17 protein-coding genes are annotated in these 16,911 nt (G+C 55.0%); 8 read left to right on the forward strand and 9 right to left on the reverse strand.

Annotation, left to right across the window (positions count from 1 at the left end):
• Positions 1-84: 84 nt before the first annotated feature.
• Positions 85-510 (reverse strand): DUF3788 domain-containing protein, encoded by a 426-nt coding sequence (locus tag NE609_RS08255; protein WP_256152268.1) that lies wholly within the window; start codon positions 508-510, stop codon positions 85-87.
• A 17-nt stretch (positions 511-527) separates the two neighbouring features.
• Positions 528-1,340 (reverse strand): class I SAM-dependent methyltransferase, encoded by an 813-nt coding sequence (locus tag NE609_RS08260; RefSeq protein WP_256152269.1) that lies wholly within the window; start codon positions 1,338-1,340, stop codon positions 528-530.
• A gap of 269 nt (positions 1,341-1,609) precedes the next feature.
• Here NE609_RS08260 and NE609_RS08265 point away from each other — a divergent pair, with 269 nt between their 5' ends.
• From NE609_RS08265 to NE609_RS08290, 6 genes are all read left to right on the forward strand, one after another.
• Positions 1,610-2,641 (forward strand): LacI family DNA-binding transcriptional regulator, encoded by a 1,032-nt coding sequence (locus NE609_RS08265; protein WP_121587160.1) that lies wholly within the window; start codon positions 1,610-1,612, stop codon positions 2,639-2,641.
• 96 nt (positions 2,642-2,737) lie between these two features.
• Positions 2,738-4,225 (forward strand): sodium:solute symporter family protein, encoded by a 1,488-nt coding sequence (locus tag NE609_RS08270; RefSeq protein ID WP_256152270.1) that lies wholly within the window; start codon positions 2,738-2,740, stop codon positions 4,223-4,225.
• A 98-nt stretch (positions 4,226-4,323) separates the two neighbouring features.
• Positions 4,324-5,634 (forward strand): MFS transporter, encoded by a 1,311-nt coding sequence (locus NE609_RS08275; RefSeq protein ID WP_121587158.1) that lies wholly within the window; start codon positions 4,324-4,326, stop codon positions 5,632-5,634.
• 46 nt (positions 5,635-5,680) lie between these two features.
• Positions 5,681-7,063 (forward strand): MmgE/PrpD family protein, encoded by a 1,383-nt coding sequence (locus NE609_RS08280; RefSeq protein ID WP_121587157.1) that lies wholly within the window; start codon positions 5,681-5,683, stop codon positions 7,061-7,063.
• Positions 7,064-7,124: 61 nt separating this feature from the next.
• Positions 7,125-8,534 carry a Sapep family Mn(2+)-dependent dipeptidase gene (locus NE609_RS08285; protein WP_256152271.1) on the forward strand — a complete coding sequence of 470 codons (1,410 nt, stop codon included), beginning with the start codon at positions 7,125-7,127 and terminating at the stop codon, positions 8,532-8,534.
• A 237-nt stretch (positions 8,535-8,771) separates the two neighbouring features.
• Positions 8,772-9,956, forward strand: coding sequence for a S8 family peptidase (locus NE609_RS08290; protein WP_256152272.1), 1,185 nt, complete (start codon positions 8,772-8,774; stop codon positions 9,954-9,956).
• Positions 9,957-10,621: 665 nt separating this feature from the next.
• On the opposite strand, the gene NE609_RS08295 is transcribed toward NE609_RS08290, so the two are convergent.
• The 7 genes from NE609_RS08295 to NE609_RS08325 all read right to left on the reverse strand — a co-directional run bounded on the left by NE609_RS08295 (position 10,622) and on the right by NE609_RS08325 (position 15,428).
• On the reverse strand, positions 10,622-10,927 hold the full coding sequence (locus tag NE609_RS08295; protein WP_002304425.1) for a hypothetical protein: 306 nt from the start codon (positions 10,925-10,927) through the stop codon (positions 10,622-10,624).
• Positions 10,928-11,012: 85 nt separating this feature from the next.
• Positions 11,013-12,386: a tyrosine recombinase XerC gene (gene xerC, locus NE609_RS08300; protein WP_002304423.1), complete on the reverse strand. Its 1,374-nt coding sequence runs from the start codon at positions 12,384-12,386 to the stop codon at positions 11,013-11,015.
• Positions 12,387-12,390: 4 nt separating this feature from the next.
• Complete coding sequence (locus NE609_RS08305; protein WP_002304420.1) at positions 12,391-13,014, reverse strand: helix-turn-helix domain-containing protein; 624 nt, start codon at positions 13,012-13,014, stop codon at positions 12,391-12,393.
• A 117-nt stretch (positions 13,015-13,131) separates the two neighbouring features.
• On the reverse strand, positions 13,132-13,368 hold the full coding sequence (locus NE609_RS08310) for a helix-turn-helix domain-containing protein (RefSeq protein ID WP_002304418.1): 237 nt from the start codon (positions 13,366-13,368) through the stop codon (positions 13,132-13,134).
• A gap of 6 nt (positions 13,369-13,374) precedes the next feature.
• Complete coding sequence (locus NE609_RS08315) at positions 13,375-13,782, reverse strand: type II toxin-antitoxin system PemK/MazF family toxin (RefSeq protein ID WP_002578938.1); 408 nt, start codon at positions 13,780-13,782, stop codon at positions 13,375-13,377.
• Positions 13,783-14,296: 514 nt separating this feature from the next.
• Positions 14,297-14,602, reverse strand: a complete 306-nt coding sequence (locus tag NE609_RS08320) for a helix-turn-helix transcriptional regulator (protein ID WP_002304413.1) — start codon at positions 14,600-14,602, stop codon at positions 14,297-14,299.
• 262 nt (positions 14,603-14,864) lie between these two features.
• Positions 14,865-15,428, reverse strand: a complete 564-nt coding sequence (locus NE609_RS08325; RefSeq protein WP_002304412.1) for a hypothetical protein — start codon at positions 15,426-15,428, stop codon at positions 14,865-14,867.
• 286 nt (positions 15,429-15,714) lie between these two features.
• Here NE609_RS08325 and NE609_RS08330 point away from each other — a divergent pair, with 286 nt between their 5' ends.
• The gene (locus tag NE609_RS08330; protein WP_002304411.1) at positions 15,715-16,164 is read left to right on the forward strand and encodes a helix-turn-helix domain-containing protein; all 450 of its coding nucleotides are present in this window, start codon (positions 15,715-15,717) and stop codon (positions 16,162-16,164) included.
• Between the two features lie 51 nt (positions 16,165-16,215).
• On the forward strand, positions 16,216-16,770 hold the full coding sequence (locus NE609_RS08335; RefSeq protein ID WP_002304410.1) for an ImmA/IrrE family metallo-endopeptidase: 555 nt from the start codon (positions 16,216-16,218) through the stop codon (positions 16,768-16,770).
• The last annotated feature ends 141 nt before the right edge of the window (positions 16,771-16,911 follow it).

Consider the following 16,911-nt stretch of genomic DNA (forward strand, 5'->3'; position numbering starts at 1 on the left):
CCCCCCCCCCCCCCCCCCCCCCCCCCCCCCCCCCCCCCCCCCCCCCCCCTTTTTTATAGGCAAAACGGGAAAGCCCCGCTTCGTTTATTTCCCGGCGGCGCGCAGGGAGATGAACCGCAGGGTGTCCCGCAGGACCGGCTCGCTCTTCACGTCGATATAGAGCCATTTGCCGCCCATCGAGACCTTCGTGTTCCGAAAGAGCTCCTGCGTGTAGGGGTCGCAGGCGGTGACCAGCAGCTCCGCCTCGGGCAGGACCCGTTCCCCGACCACCACCATACAGGAGAAATACCCCTCGTTCGGATAGAGGGTGCAGAGCGCCCGGCCGCCCTTTTTGTATTTGACGTTCCAGCCCGGCGCCATTGAGCAGCAGCTGTACTCGATCCTGGGGGCGGCGCCGTAGGTTTCCTCAACCGTGCGGCAGAGGGCCCCCCAGAGCGGGCTTCCCACGCAGGCGTCGATCTCCTCCGCCGAGGGGGCGCGGTCCTTGGGATAGGTGTCCTTCCATGCCATAGACGGTTCCTCCATTTTCATTGCGGCGCGGACGCGCCTGTTTCCTTTGTCCTCAAAACCGTGACCGCCGCATAGTGCAGGATTTCAAAGCGCGGCGGCGCGATCCGTTCGAGCAGCGCGAGGTGTTCCCGGTCAAAGCGCGCGATCTCCTCCGCGGGCAGGGAGGCCCCGATCCCCCGGCAGGCCTTCATCCGTCCGTTCCACCCCTCCCGGGTGAAGGGCACCCGCAGGTCGAAGACCTCCTGCCGCTCTATCTCGAAACCGGCTTCGTAGGCGTCCGGCACGGCGATCGGATGCCGGGTCTCGCCGCCGCCGGTCCAGCCGGGGTTGTACCTTTGCACGAGCTCCTCGCTCTTCGCGGCGATCGGGTCCTCGCCGGGCAGCCACGCCATATAGAGCGCCGCGAGCCGCCCCGGGCGCTTCAGGATCCGGCTGAGCCGCGGGGCGAGCAGGGCGTGGTCGAAGTAAAAGAAGCACTGGCAGGCCGTCACCACGTCGAAGCTGCCGTCCGGAAAGTCAGTCTCCTCCGCCGGGAGGCACCGGAAGGCGATCTCCAAGCCCGCCTCCTCCGCCAGCCGCCGGGCCTGCGCGATCTGTTCCTCCGAGATGTCGGTCCCCACGAAGGAGGCGCCGTAGCGGCAGAGGTTCCTGGGCAGCACCCCCGTTCCGGTCCCGAGGTCCAGGACGGCCTGCCCCTTGGTGCAGAGCCCCATGTCGAGCAGCCGCCGGTAAAATTCGGGCGGGTAGATGTCCCGGTATTTCGCATAGTCGGCGGAGGCGCGCCCCCAGTCGAACGCGCGGCCGTGATCGATGTTCCGGTTTGTGTTCATGACTGCTCCTTTCAGAAGGCGCGCCGCGCGCGGGTTTTCTCCCATTATAACCGATTGCCGCCCGCCGGGCAAGCTTGGACGCGGAGCGCGTAAATTAACGGTAAATTTTGGAAACACATACCGGGGAAGGTGGGTAGTTTGCCCAAGTTTGAGAAGAAAGATTTGTCTCAAGTGATGATTCGTAAAAAACGTCTTGACTTCCCAAACGAACGATTTTATAATACGGATTGGGAACGTTCCCTTATAACTTTGGAAATGAAGGGGTGGTTATGGAGTTTTCAATACTGGATATCGCCAAAAAGGCCGGGGTCTCCAAAAGCACCATTTCCAGAGTGATCAACGGAGGCTCGGTGAGCCCCAAAACCCGGAAGATCGTGGAGGACACCATGCGGGAGATGGGGTATTCCCCCAACTACATGGCCAGGGGCCTGCGGGGCGTACATAACACGGTGGTGGGCATCCTCTCGCTGGGCAGCAGCATGTTCAGCCACCCCTCCATATCCCGGCGTATCGCCGGCATCCTGGACACGCTGGGGGAAAACGACTGCGACCTGCTCATCGTCCACGACCTGCTCCAGCAGAGCCCGGCCCCCGGGTATGTGCCCAAGTATGTGCGCTATCTGCGGGACCAGCGAATCCAGGGACTGATCACCCTGGGCTGGGACGACCTGCCGGAGGTGCAGCAGGCCGCCAACCAGTTTCGCAACGTGGTGTACGGCGGTGAGCGGCTGCAGATGAACCGCGGCTTCCGGGTCTACCACGGCAATTACTACTACAGCTGCGACCTCTATCATCTCCTGGTGATGAACGGCCACCGGCGGATTCTGACGACCGTGGGCTTCGAGCCGCAGGACGAGCAGTTCCGCAGGGCCCGGATGCGTGCGTGGGAGAGCACCTGCCTTCAGGCGGGTATCCCCTACGACGAGGACTCCTTTTACCGGTCGCCGATGGAGCGGACGCTCACGGAGGAGTACCTGAGCGGCCTCTACCGGGCGTTCCGGAAGGGGAAGTACACCGCGCTCTTCGCCGACGAGATGAGCCACGCGACCGCAATCCTGCTCTATTTCCGGGAGAAGGGACTGCGGTGCCCGGAGGACTATTCGATTGTCACGATCAAGCGGGACGACGCCGAGGAACGGTTCATCACCTCCGTCTTCGTATCCGACTACGACTACGGCGTGCTCATCACCAGGCTGATGCTGGAGGTTATCCGGAATGAGGAGCTGGAGTACCGGGACGTGATGATGTCCTACTCGATGGAGATGCGCAAATCAGTGGGCAGGAACGCTGCCCACCCGTGAGTTTCTGACAGATTTGAAGTGTGTTGCGGCCGATTTTGAGGAATGGCCGCGCCGCAAAACGGGAACGTTCCCGCTTTGCAATCGGGAGGAGTAGAAGTGAGCACTACCTTTTTTGTTGCAGCCATGGCAATTTACATGGTGGCGATGGTCGTCATCGGCATCGTGCTGCGGGGGCAGGCCACAAAGTCGATCGCGGACTTCGGCCTCGCGGCAAACCGCTTTGGCTCCACGGTCATCGCGGCGGTCAGCATCGGGGCGTGGGTGGGGAGCGCCGGCCTTATCGGCCTGTGCGCCTCCAGCTACACGGGGGGCGTGGTCAGCTGGTGGAGCTACGCCAGCCTCTACCTCGTCACCCTGCCCTGGATCTATTTTTTTGCCAGCCGTCTGAAGGCGTTGAAGCTCTTCACCATCGCGGAGTTCTACCAAATGCGCTTTTCCGGCTACGACGGGGCCATCCAATACCCCGTGGGCATAGGATTCTCCCTGAAATACTGCATGATGATGGGGTTGCAGTTCAACGCCTTGGCGTTCCTGTTCACCACCTTCCTGGGGTGGTCCCATCTGCGCGGGGTGCTGGTATCGGCGGTCATCATCCTGTTCTACACGGCGATCTCCGGCTTCCTCAGCGTCATGGTCACCAACTTCATCCAGTCGATCTTCCAGACGCTCTGTCCCTTTTTGGCCCTCGGCTTCGTGCTCTTCAGCCTGGGGGGATGGCAGCCGGTGGCGCAGTACTACCAAGCGGCCGGGCAGCCGGAGGCGCTTTCCCTCTTCCAGGGCTTCGGCTGGGTGAAGGAGCTGATCTACTACTGCATTACGATGGGCCTGCTGGTCATCGTGGGCAACCAGGACGACCTGCAGCGGGTGGCCTCGGCCAAAAACGTGAAATCCGCGAAGCGCGGCCTCTATCTGGGGACCTTCCTCGTACTCCCCATCCTGGCGATCCCCTGCTATGTGGGCGCCGCGGCCAAGGTGCTGCTCGGGCCGGGTGTGGAGCCCAACATGGTGTTTTACACCCTCATGATGAAGGCGGGTCCCGTGGTGGGGCTCCTGCTGCTCTACGGCGTGCTCTCCACGATCATGTCCTGCGCCTCCTCCACCCTTTTCGCCGGGGGGATGATCATCTCAAAGGACCTGATCCAGCACGCCATGAAATCCAGGGGAAAACAGATCAGCGACAAGGACGACATCTTCCTGAGCCGCGTGGGGATCCTCCTCTGCACCGTCTTCAGCATCGGCCTCTCCCTCTGGTTCCAGGGGATCATGGAGCTGATGGACGTGGTGATGTCCATCTGCGCGGCCGCGCTGGTGATTCCCTACCTGTTCGCCTGGTTCAGCAAGAAGATGAACACCGAGGGCGCGATCACCGGGATGGTCGCGGGAGGACTGGCGGCCCTCGTCTGGACCATCCTCGGCAGACCCCACGGGCTGGACGCCATCTGGATCGGCCTGCCCTGCTGCCTGGCCGGGTGCCTGATCGGGCAGAGGTTCGGCAAGGCGCCCACGCAGGCGGAGATCGACGCCACCTACTATTTCCAGGAGAAATTCCGCAGCCTCCGCCGCGCGGAAAAGGCCGGGTCCTGACCCGCGTCCGGGGGCGGTGTGTGGAAGGAATTCGTTTCGCTTAAAATTGGGAACGTTCCCGATTGTTACAATGTTTTTAAGAAAAAAGGAGGGTATTTATGGAACAGACGTCCAATAAAAAGTTCCATTACGCGTTTTTAGTGATCCTGGTCTACGCCATCGCGCTGCCGGCAGTATTCCTGTTCAGCAACGCCTTCGGCCTGTACATGGTGCCGATCACCGAGGAGCTGGGGATTTCGCGCGGGGCCTATTCCCTGACGCAGTCCTTCAACGAGATCGTGTCGGCGGTGCTTTATTTCCTCTATGCAAGGATTGAAAAAAAGTTTAAAATTCGATATATCATCACCGCGGGCGCGCTGTCCGGGGCGATCGCGGCGCTCCTGTACGCGATCTCCGGTAACCTGCCGATGATCTTCCTGGCCTCCGCGGCCTCCGGCTTCATCTGGCCGCTGTTCAGCCAGGTCAGCGTGGGCAACATCGTCAACAACTGGTTCGCGCGCAAGGGCGCCACCATCATCAGCGCGATGTTCACCTTCAGCAACCTGTGCGCCTTCTTCACCTCGAAGCTGGTCGCCTCCTGGATCGAAAACGACGGCTGGCGCAGTTCGATGCTTTACACCATGTGGCTGATCCTCGCGGTGACGATCCTGGTCTTCCTCGTCATCCGCGATCGCCCATCCGACAAAAAGCTCCAGCCGTGGGGGATCAAGGGCAAGGCCGGGGAGGAAGCCCGGGAGCAGGAGGACGCGTCCGTGCTTCCCGGCGCGGAATTTAAGTCCGCCCTGCGCAGTCCCAAGCTCTACTGCGCCTATTTCTGGACCTTCATCACCGGACTCATCGTCTACCCGGTGGTCTACGCGGTGCCGGCGCACCTGAGCACGGTCGGGTTCGACACAGTGTTTTCGGGCGACGTGGTCGGCCTGTTCAGCATCGGCTCGGTGGTCTTCCTGCTGCCCCTCGGGTGGGCGATGGACCGCTGGGGCGTGCGGATCGGCACCACCCTCTGCGTGGGCGGCTACCTGCTCGCCATCGCCTCCCTGCTCGTCATCACGCCGTCGATGTCCTTCCTGGGGCCGGTCATCGGGCTTGCCATGGGGCTGGGGATCATCCTCTTCACCGTGCTGCCCGTCTTCATGCGCGAGGTGTTCGGCTTCAAGGAGTACTCCAAGTTCATGAGCTACTCGGTGGTCTTCCGGACGATCGGCAGCACCCTCGGCTTCCCGCTGCTCAACTTCACCTATGACATCGTGGGCTCCTACAACACCGTCTTCGCCATCTTCGGCGGATTTTCGGCGGTCCTGTTGGTCCTCGGCCTCGTCGCCACCAGCAGGAAGAACCCCCTGTGGGTGGAGACCCGCCCCGGTTTTCAGGGATATGTGGGAGAGGCCCAAACGGCGGAGCAGGCGTAAAGCGCCCGCACGCCTGTCACATTACAATATCAGGAGGTAAACAGCTATGAAAGAATACACCAGAATCCTTGCGGACTACGCCGCCGGACTGAAATACGAGGAACTGCCCGCGGACGTCGTGGAGCAGGCCAAGAAGATCATCCTGCACACCATCGCCGTCAGCATCGCCAGCAGCAACATGAGCCCCACCGTGAACGCGGCCGCCGTTGCGGCGGCCCGCCGCAGCGGCCCGGACGCCACCATCTGGGGCGCCAAGGGCGTGCGGGTCAGCCCCTCCGACGCGGTGTATGCCAACGGCACCGCCGCCGACGTGCTCGACTGGGAGGACTGCACCTGGACCGGCCACGCCTCGGCGGGGGCGATCCCGGCCTCCTTTGCCTACGGCGAGCAGAAGCACGCCGGAGGCAGGGAAGTGATCACCGCCATCGTGGCGGCCTACGAGGTCTACCAGCGGATCGCCATGGCGGTCCAGCCCGACTTCGACACCTACCTCGCCCAGGGACGGGGCTGGGGGCTGGTGAACTGGCAGATCTTCGCGTCCGCCGTCGCGGCGGGCAAGATGCTGGGCCTGGACGCCGCCCAGATGGCAGCCTGCATCTCGCTGGCCGCCTATCAGGCGCCCACCCTCATGGGCAAGGACGGCGACGGAGACATCTACCACTACGCCCACGGCATCGCGGGCAGGAGCGGCGCGGAGAGCGCGGAGATCACCCGGCAGGGCTTTGAATATTACGCCGACGGGCTGGAGGGGGACACCGGCTACTGGCTCTACGTCTCCAACAAGTGCGACTGGGACTGGATGGACAGGGAGCTGGGCAAGACCTTCTACATCAACGAGACGCTGCTGAAGCACTGGCCCGCCAACGTCTGGGTCCAGGCGCCGCTGGACGGGCTGGACAACATCTGCACCCGGGAAAAGCTGACGCTCGCGGACATCGCCAAGGTGCGGGTCTCCCCGATCATCGATATCTACAGCGCCGAGAACCCGCTGCCCATGGGTCTCATCCAGGCGGAGTACAGCCTGCCCTACTGCTTTGCCTGCTACCTCACCGGCAAAAAGCCGTCGGAGGACTGGTACAGCCTCGAGAGCCGCTCCAGTAAGGAACTCAACGAGCTCTCCGGAATTGTGGAATACTTCGGCCCGCAGGCCAACCGCCTGCACATGTTCGAGATCTTCTGGCAGGGCACCTTCCCCGAAACCACGGTGGAGGTGGTTTGCAAGGACGGACGGGTCTTCAGCGAGACGCTGCGCGGACCCAAGGGACATCCCCGCAACAACTTCACGATGGCGGAGGAGAAGGAATTCTTCATCGCCCGGACGGCGGAGTTTATCGGCGCGGAAAACGCGGCGAAATTCGCCGACGGCGTCGAGAAGCTCGAGGACTGCGCGGATCTCAACGACCTGACCGCCCTGCTGGCCGGCAAATAGACCATTTACATCCGGATGCCCCCTGCGCAGGGGGCATCCGTTCCGTCATGGGGGAATCACGATGAAGGAAACGGAACTGCTTCAAAAAGCCCGGGAATTCCTGCGGAAAAACCGGGAGGCCATCGTCGCGGACATCGGGGCGCTGGTGGACATCCCCAGCGTGCAGGGGAGCCCCGCACCGGGCGCACCCTTCGGGGAGGGGCCCCGCCGGGCGCTGGACCGCGCCCTGGAGATCGCCGCCCGGATGGGCTTTGAGCCTCACGAACACGAGGGCTGCATGGGCTGGTTCGACCTGCCCGGGGAGCGGGAGGCGCACATCGCCACCATCGCTCATCTGGACGTGGTGCCCGCCGGGGAGGGCTGGACGTTCGACCCCTTCCGGATGGAGCGGCGGGGGGACTGGCTGATCGGCAGGGGGACGGACGACGACAAGGGCCCGCTGGTCTACTGCATGTATCTGGCCAAATTCTTCCGGGAGAGCGGGATCAAACTTCGCTACACCCTGCGGACGCTGATGGGCTGCAACGAGGAGACCGGCATGGGGGACGTGGGCCCCTATCTGGCGGCCCAGTCCCAGCCCCTCTTCTGCCTCTCCTCCGACGCGCTGTTCCCGGTCTGCAACGGTGAAAAGGGGCTTTTCCAGGGGGAGTTCGTCTCCCCGAAACTCGAAGGGAACGTGGTGGATATCCGGGCGGGGGAGTCCAGCAACATGATCCCCGAGCGGGCGGTCTGCCTGGTGAGATCCCGGGGCCGCCTGCCTTCGGGCCGTGAGGGGATCGAGACGGCGGCGGAGGACGGCCTCCTGCGGATCACCGCCCACGGGGTGGGGGCCCACAGCGCCATGCCGGAGCGGGGGAAAAACGCGATCGGTCTGCTGGTGGACTTCCTGTTGGCCGAAGGGCTGACGGACGAAGGCGAACGCCCCTTCTTTGAACTGCTGCACCGGCTGCACCTGTCCCCCTATGGGCAGGGGCTGGGCGTCGACTGTAAGGACGATGCGCTGGGCGCTCTGACCTGCGTGTGCGGGGTGATCCGGATGCGGGACGGCGTCATCCGGCAGAACATCAACATCCGCTATCCCGCCGCCGTCACCGGCCCGGGGCTGGCGGAACGCCTGGAGGCTGCGGCGGGCGCGGCGGGGTCCGCGTTTTCCCTGATCGACTACTCGGAGCCCTTCTTCATCCCGGAGGAGGACCCGGTGATCCGGCTGCTGCTGGACGCGCACAGGGAGGTCACCGGCAGCGCCGCCCCCGCCTACGCCTGGGGCGGCGGCACCTACGCCCGGTGCTTTCGGCGGGCGGTGAGCTTCGGCCCGGGACTGGCGGGGGAGGAAATCAAGCCGGACTTTGTGGGCGACTGCCACGGCCCCGACGAGGGGACCAGCCTGCCCACCCTGGACGAGAGCTTCCTCGTCTACGCGCTGGCGATCCTGCGGATGCAGGGACTGGAGCCGGAAGAGCTGGGCGGCTGATGCGGTCCGCCCGAAGCGAATAGGAAAAGGCGGCCAGCCGAAGACTGGCCGCCTTTTTACATAAGGCCGCGTTGGGACAAAGAAAAAGGATCTTGTAAAGATCCTCGTGTACGGGCAATAGACCGTAACGGGACGATGAAATTTCACCTATGAGGAAGGGACGATCCCATCCGCCTGGCCGGTAACAAAGGGAAGGGGCCGCTCATAGGATGAAACCAGCAAAGGGGGCGTATAGTTGTGCAATTTGGCGCTGACTCTCACAATCCATACGAGGCGGGAAAAATCATTGTTGCCATCCATCGCGATCCCGATTCACCAAACGCGTCCGGGGATGCGGCCGGCCGGGTTTTAAACGAACTTGCGTATGAAAAAGCGGAGTACATATTTCGTTCAAACGGGACGGACGGCGAGGACGGCGGGTTGGATTTGATCCTGGTCCATCTGAAAAGCAGGGATGGAGCCGCGGTGGACGACGCGGTCGAACGGCTGTCGGCCAATCCTCATGTCGCGTATGCGGAGCCGGACTATCTGGAAGACCTTCACTTGATTCCCGACGACCCGCTGAACAGCCGGCTGTGGGGGCTGCAAAGCATTCACGCGCCCGCGGCATGGAACTATACGACGGGAAGCGATCAAGTCGCGGTCGGCGTGATAGACACCGGCATAGACCATACGCATCCGGACATCCGGGCAAACATGTGGGCCTCACCGGACGGGCAGCTGGAGAACGGGTGGAATTTCGCTGGAAACGATCGCTATTCCATGGACTTGAACGGACACGGCACCCATGTCGCGGGTACCGTAGGCGCCGTGGGGAACAACGGGATCGGCATTGCCGGGGTATGCTGGAAAGTAAAGACAGTCTCCATGAAATTCGGCCTTGACGTCGCGTCAGCCATTGCGGCGATCTATTTTGCGAATCAATTTGAGATCCCCATCCTCAACGCCAGCTGGGGCGGCCGGTCCTATTCGCGCGCATTGAAAGATGCGATCGACCGGTACGGCGGATTGTTTATTGCATCGGCGGGGAATTCCGGCACAAATAACGACGCCGTACCCATCTATCCCGCCTCCTACACGAGCGGCAACATCCTATCCGTCGCGTCCATAGACCCGTATCACACCCTGGCGCGGTTTTCAAATTATGGATTTGAAAGCGTGGATATCGCCGCGCCCGGAACCGGTATTCTCAGCCTGGACCTGCAGGGCGGGTATACGCCCAAGAACGGCACTTCGATGTCCGCGCCGCATGTCGCCGGCGCGGCGGCCTTGCTGAAGGCGTATATGCCCGCCTTATCCGCTTCGACGATCAAAAACATCATCCTATCCAGCGCGGTGAAAATCCCCGGCTTGGCCGGGAAGGTCCTGACCGGCGGCGCGCTGGATGTGAACGCCATGTTCGAACTGGCTAACCGCCTGTAAAACAGAACCGGTGAAAGGACAGGACGGCCTCCTTTCAAAGGCTGAAACGCGGCTTCTAGCCAGTGGCAATGCAATAAAACCGCTTTTTAAGGAGTTCGCCTCCGGCGGCAGGCCGAACGGCATCTGCCGCTTTCCCCTTTGGAGGCGACAGGAGGTTTTTAGAGCCGAAGGCGGAATAAAGGACGTCAGTATGAAAAAAACCGAAGGCAAAGCCTTCGGTTTTTTGGCGCGCCCGAGGGGATTCGAACCTCCGACCTACCGCTTAGGAGTAGACCCGATACGACATCGGGAAGTGGCATCTAATGCTTAAAAATGCTTGGAAATACAAGGTTTTTCAGCATTTCAAATCCCATCTGATACTACGCTGTGATAGCTAATTCAGAGGGATTTTACACCGTCCGATTGGCTCGAAATTAGCAAGTCTTTCGATTTTTGGTGGACGTTGCAAGTGCAAGTAAATGTCACTATGTAACTTCTCGTGATGCGAAATGATAGGAAATCCTATTCATTCTCGTGTGAGGGTGCGGGTGTCCTTAGACACAGATTTCAGTCTGTTTTATATATCATTTCAAAATGAATTTTTCAACCAGAATTATTAAGAATTTCAAAGGTTTTTCAGACTCAATGATTCTATGTAATTTAGACCCGCCGAAGCAGGTCTTTTTTTATTTCAGCATAATCTCTCTATCCTCAGCGCCGAGCATATAAGCACCCTTGGCAAAAGCATCCCTTGCAAGAAGCTCTGCTACATCAACCCTATCGAACAGCATCCATATTTCTTTCTCTTTCGGAGTCAGTTCATGGCTATGGTCAAACAAATGCTCAAGTCCCAATCCTTCAAGCAATGCCGACTTTGCTGCTTTGTATTCCTCAGCTCTGCCAACATATTCGTCGTTCCTTTCCTTGGAAAATGCCTCGATATTGTCAGCTCTCAGATGCTCGTAATACTCGTCCATAAAGATTCTATCCATACTCGTTGACCTCCATAACAAAAAAATAAGGGCAGACCCTTTTACAGCTATTGTAGCTATGTAAAAGGATCTGCCCTTGCAGTTACTATAATGTTTTTGCCAGCGACTTCAGGAGTGCTGCCATTTCCGGATTTTGCAGAAGCTTCAGAAGAAGTTCTTTATCATCAGCGGAGCTTTCCGTTGCGGCTGGTTGAACCGGCTCAGGCGTTGCCTGTCTGCCTGAGTAGAACGCAGCTTCCATTCTTTCAGCGTTCAGTCTGCGGTCATCGTCGATGATATGGGAGTAAACATCCGCTACCATCTTGACCTGTGCATGACCGGAATCGCCTTGAACGGATTTCATATCGCCGCCGTTCAGCTTCAGCTTGTAAGTGATACTGGAATGTCGGAGACTATGGAAAACCACTTTCGGCAGTCCCTTCTCCTCAATCAGCTTATTGAAAGCACGGTTGATAACCTGCCCCTCAATCGGCTTGCCATTGGAAGAACAGAAAACCAGATTGAAGTCTACGAACTCGTCACCGAAAAGGTCTTTCAGTTCTTCGATGTCAGCCTTTCGCTGTACCAACATTTCCGCTACGGTTTTCGGTAAGAACACCTTGCGGACACTTGTTTTGGTCTTAGGAGTTTTGAGAACCAATGCGGTATGCGTACTGGCGAAGGTCGGTGGGAACTTGAACATGATGTCCTTACCGTCCAGATCTGCCATCGCTTCACGATTTACTCTCTGCAACTCCTTTTCAACGAAGATGCTTGCCTGACCAAGTTCAATACTGGTGGGGGAAATGTCAATACAGTCCCAGGTAAGCCCCAGAAGCTCGCCCATTCGCAGGGAACAGGAGAAGGCAAGGTTAATAGCCAGACGAAGAATATCATCGTCACAGGCTTCCAGAGCCTTCTGGAGCACTTCTGCTGTCCAGATATCCCTGGTCTTGTGTTCTTCTTTCGGCAGCGTAGCGTGCTCCACAGGGTTTCTGGTCATCAATTCCCACTTGACCGCTTGATTGAAAGCATTTCGCAATGTCTTGTGAACCTCTCGGACAGTATGCGGAGTCAGATATTCTGTACGGGCTTTTACATACTTAGAAGAAACCGCTTTGACAGAAAGCAAATCTCGGTAATACTTGTCCATGATTCTCGGCGTGACATCCTCCAGCTTCATATCACCGATGAGGGGACGAATATAGTTTGCAATCAGGCTCTTTCTGCTTTCATAGGTAGACATCGCCCAGGTGTTCACACCATAGATTGACATATACTCATCCAAAAGATCATTGACGGTTTTAGCAGAAGGGGGAATAAAGGTTCCGGACTCCTGCTCATATTCAACCTGCAACTTCCTTTTCTTTGCTTCGGCATTCGTTTCAAAGGTTTCCCACTTCTGACGCTTGTTGCCGTTCTCATCGGTGTATGTATAAACCACAGAATACTTCTTTTTTCTCTTAACGATAGATGCCATGTAATCAGCTCCTTTCCTGTCTATCTTCCGCTAACTGGTAGCGGGTCTGATTGTGATACCATTTTTCAAAGCTCTCTTTGGTAGCTCGCTTATACCTGCCAACCTTGATAAGCTCAAAATCTTCATTGGCAACGATATAGTAAATGGTCTGACGATGTACCCCAAGCATTCTTGCCATTTCCGGCAGACCGTAGGTGGATGCCATAATATCTGCATCCAGTTCCTGATCCTCTACCGTGCGGTAATCGGTTTGAGAAGCATACCATCTTTCAAAGCTCTCCTTTGTCACTCTGCGCTTGCCCAGGACATCGACCACATCAAAATGCCCTTTGGCAACCAGTTCGTAAGCAGTCGCTTCTTTCAGCCCAAGGCGCTGTCCAAGCTCCTCCATTGAATATGTAGTTTTCTTCAATTCCTCGCCGGGAGGGGTTCCATCGACCTTCTGGTATTTGAACTGATTGGCATACCATTCTTCAAAGCTGTCGATCATCACCCTCATGGTGTTGCCGACAAGAATGGTTTTGAAGTAATTCTTCTTAATGAGCCAGTATGACTCCGTTTTACCAAGACCGAGCATCCTGCCCATTTCCAGAACAGACATACTCGTGCGTTTTCTCATTTCCGCCATCGTACAACCTCCTATGTAAAAAATGTAGCCATGTGTTTCTTGTCATGGCTACATTTTATCGAACTCTCAATATGTTTTGAAGTTTGTCGCCGGGTTGTACGACGCCCTTGACAAATCTTACATTTGATGATCCAACCACTCATCAAAACTCTTTTTGGAGATTCTGATACTGCCACCGATGCGGACGCTATGGAAAACTTTCTTTTTCACAAGGTTGTATGCGCTGGTTCTGCTGATGCCCAGAATATCCTGAATCTCATCAACCGTATAGGTTCTCTTATCAAACTGAACTGCGTTAGCAGCCATCGCTTCTTCGGTGCGCTGATTCATGGCAGCGATTCTTTCTTCAAACATTTATGTTCACTCCTTCGCTCTCTTTGCTTTATGTTTTGGGGAACGCTTTTTCAGCTGTTCCATTGCCAGGCTGACAGATAAGGCTTTCTCAATCGCTACCATTTCACGGGGCGTTACCTTACCTAAGTAATTATCAATCCTGCTTTTATCAATGGTACGAATCTGTTCCAGCTGAACAACGGACGCTTCTTTGAATGCAGGATTGTCGTAAATAACAAAGTGCGTCGGCATATTCGCTTTCTTATGGATTCTGGTGGTGACCGTTGCCACAATCAATGTGGGAGCGTGTTTATTACCGGTATCGTTCTGAATGACGATAACCGGACGGATGCCGCCTTGTTCCGACCCAACTACCGGGTCCAGCTTGGCGCAATAAATATCACCACGGCAATATACCCAATTTTCTTTCATCATGTGCCATGACCTCCTTTCGTTGGCTATGTAATAACTGACTGCCAGAAAGGAATCAGGCAGTCAGTCCAAAAGTCTATGTGTCCCATATTTGCCACGCACCCCTGGGAAAGAGGGCTTACGCCCTCAGGGAATCACCGAACGACTGATTGCGAATCAGTTCCATAGGAATCTAACCTCTGCCGGGTTCTCCGCCAGCTCCGTAGAGAAGTATCTTTAATCCTGTTGCTTTCATGGCCGTATTGGGAGCAACCCAATATTTACAAGCCAGTATTGATCGCTGGCATCGGGAGAGAGACAAGCGCTTAATTTATAGAAGAAAGTCGTTCTGTTTCTCTATCCGATACGTCTCGGCGTACCGCTGATGTGGCTGATGCTCTCGCACCGGCAACAGGAACGTATTCGATGACTGTGTATTCAGTTTTCAAGGATCAAGCAGCCGATTTTCTTTGGCTGTATCTAAATTGTACCTGTTCCTCATGCAAGTTTTTATTGCCTCGTAGGTATAGTTTTGAGGTTATTCACGACCTAAAAATATGTAATCAAGGGTTGTCTCAAAGCGCACAACCAGTTCGATTGCCAAATCAATAGAGATACCTCTGTTGCCGGTTTCAATTCGTGCAATGGTGTTTGCGGCAACACCTAACTGCTCCGCAAGCTGTTCCTGTGTAAGCCCATGTTCCTTTCTCAAGGCTTTAATTCTTTTTCCGCTTTCAACCAAGTCGTAATACATTTTCGTTCCTCCGTGTTTTTGAATTTGTGAAGTTGCAAAATCAAAAACAGCGGGAGGAGATCGTGCCCGATTCTCAATACCCTTTGCCATCTGCCTGTCCTCCTTGCAGGCATAAAAAAAGAGCCGGAGTAAATTACTCCAAGCTCTCGTTCATGCCTTTGTGTTAATTATGGGGGAAAATAGGCAGGTATAAAAAAAGCCCCGTACCCATTACAGGCACGAGGCGTAACTCTCTCTATTCAATTTTATGCCGCTATCTCCCAGCATAGCCATTTTAACACTGGACAAGTCGGACTTTCAGTAGGGGAACCGTCGTATTTTCATCGGATTTTAGTCGGACTAAAATCCTGTCTTAGCATTCACAATAACACAATGCTTCTTCCTCCCGGGCACTTTCCAGGAAATCTTTCAATTTAGGAATGGCTGTTCCCCAAAGTGACAGACCAAATAACAGTATCGCTTCTTTCTTTCGGTCATAGTAGGTGCTGCGTTCCATATTCAAAACCTCCAGCATTTCTGATTCCCTGTACTTGAAGCGGTTGAGATATGCCTTTGAGATAATCTCACAGTACAGAGCGCCTTTATCTGGATATTCTCTGATTTTCAACATAGCCATATCTACCAGTTCAATGATCCACTTTGTCTCAAATAAGCTGCGAATGCGTTCTTCAAATCGTTCTCTCGCTTCATCCGGAGCAAAGTTCTCCAGATAAATCAATGCACCATCTAAGCTGTCACCGTAAGTACAAATAAGGGTATCACATACATCATTCGCACGATCAATGGTAGACCAGCACACCTCTCGATATATGGATAAAATCAGCTTTGCTCTTTCATACAGAACCTTCTCGTCAATGTTCTGCATCCGGCAAAGCATTCGAATACTGCTTAATACCTGTGTATTATATCTGCTCATTCAGAATCTCCTTTCAGCCTAATCCATAAAATAAGAATTCCTTTCTAACTCCTGTCACTTGGCTAAAGGGAAACAAATACCATGGGACAAGAATGACTATAACTTCCGATATTTGATTAAAATAACAGAAGTGAAATCGGAAGTTCTTGACTTTATAAAAGTTCCGATATATAATTAAGTGGAATTAAAACTTCTGTTATGATTCTTATTATAGCATTTTCCAGAAGTTTGTCAACAAATAATCGGAAGTTACGAATAAATATTTTTTGAAAGGAAGGATACTACCATGACATTTGGAGAAAAAATTAAAGAAGCTCGTTTGGCTATGAACCTATCTCAAACGGAGCTTGCCCAGATGACCGGCATTTCCGAAAGATCCCTTTACACCTATGAGCAGCTCGGAACACTCCCCAGAAAAAGCAACATCAGAAAACTTGCTGAAGCACTGCATATCTCTGTGTCCTATCTTTTGGACGAATCTGAAACGGATAGCCAGAGCCATATAGATCAGGATATGTTTATTTTAGAGGCAAAGGAAAACTTCGGTTCAAAAGGAGCAAAAGAAGCTCAGGAAGTGTTGGGTCGTGTAAATTCTCTGTTTGCCGGTGGAGAATTGGACGAGGACGCAAAAGATGTATTCTTCCAGGCGATTATGTCAGTTTATATGGACTCTAAGAAAACAGCACGGGAAAAGTACACTCCGAAGAAATACAGAAAGCATAAAGATAAAGAGTAAAATCCTCAAGCACAGAATATGTTTTCTGTGTGCGATTCGGAGGTGAAGCAAATGAAAACGGCAGAGCATATCATTGAAACTGTCGATAAGCTTGTGCGAAAATATCACACCAGAGACCCTTACGAGCTATGTCAGCTGTTAGGTATCAAAATCCACTATTACGATTTACAGAAGAAATTGAAGGGCTTCTTCTATTACCAGTCCAGACAAAAGAATATCGTGATAGATCACAATGTGAACGGTATCCTGGAGCGTATATTAGTCGCACATGAATTAGGACACGCTGTCCTGCATACAAAAATCGCTATGATGCACGGCTTTCAAGAAATGGAAGTTTTTGATGATAGATCAATCGAAGAAAATGAAGCAAACTTCTTTGCGGCGGAGCTTCTGTTAGAAGATGGGAAAGTCCTGGAATGCCTTTCGGAACACACATTTTTTGAAACGGCTAAAATGCTCTATGTACCGGCAGCATTATTAGACTACAAATTCAGCCTGCTCCACGAAAAAGGAGAGCTGGTAAATTCGATGTATATTCGTAAAGCAGATTTCCTGAAAGAAGATCTTCATGCCTACGATAACGACATTGGTTATGGCGATATATGAATATCTATTTTTATATCTTTACAGAAAAAGTCCACCAGTACGATGCGTAGTGCATCATGACTGGTGGACTTTTTGCTTCTTAAAGAATCAGTATATTGTGCTGCAAAAAAGAACCCCATAGCAGTTCACTCTGTACCGTCA

The organism is Anaerotruncus sp. DFI.9.16, assembly GCF_024461615.1.
GTDB lineage: Bacteria > Bacillota > Clostridia > Oscillospirales > Ruminococcaceae > Anaerotruncus > Anaerotruncus massiliensis.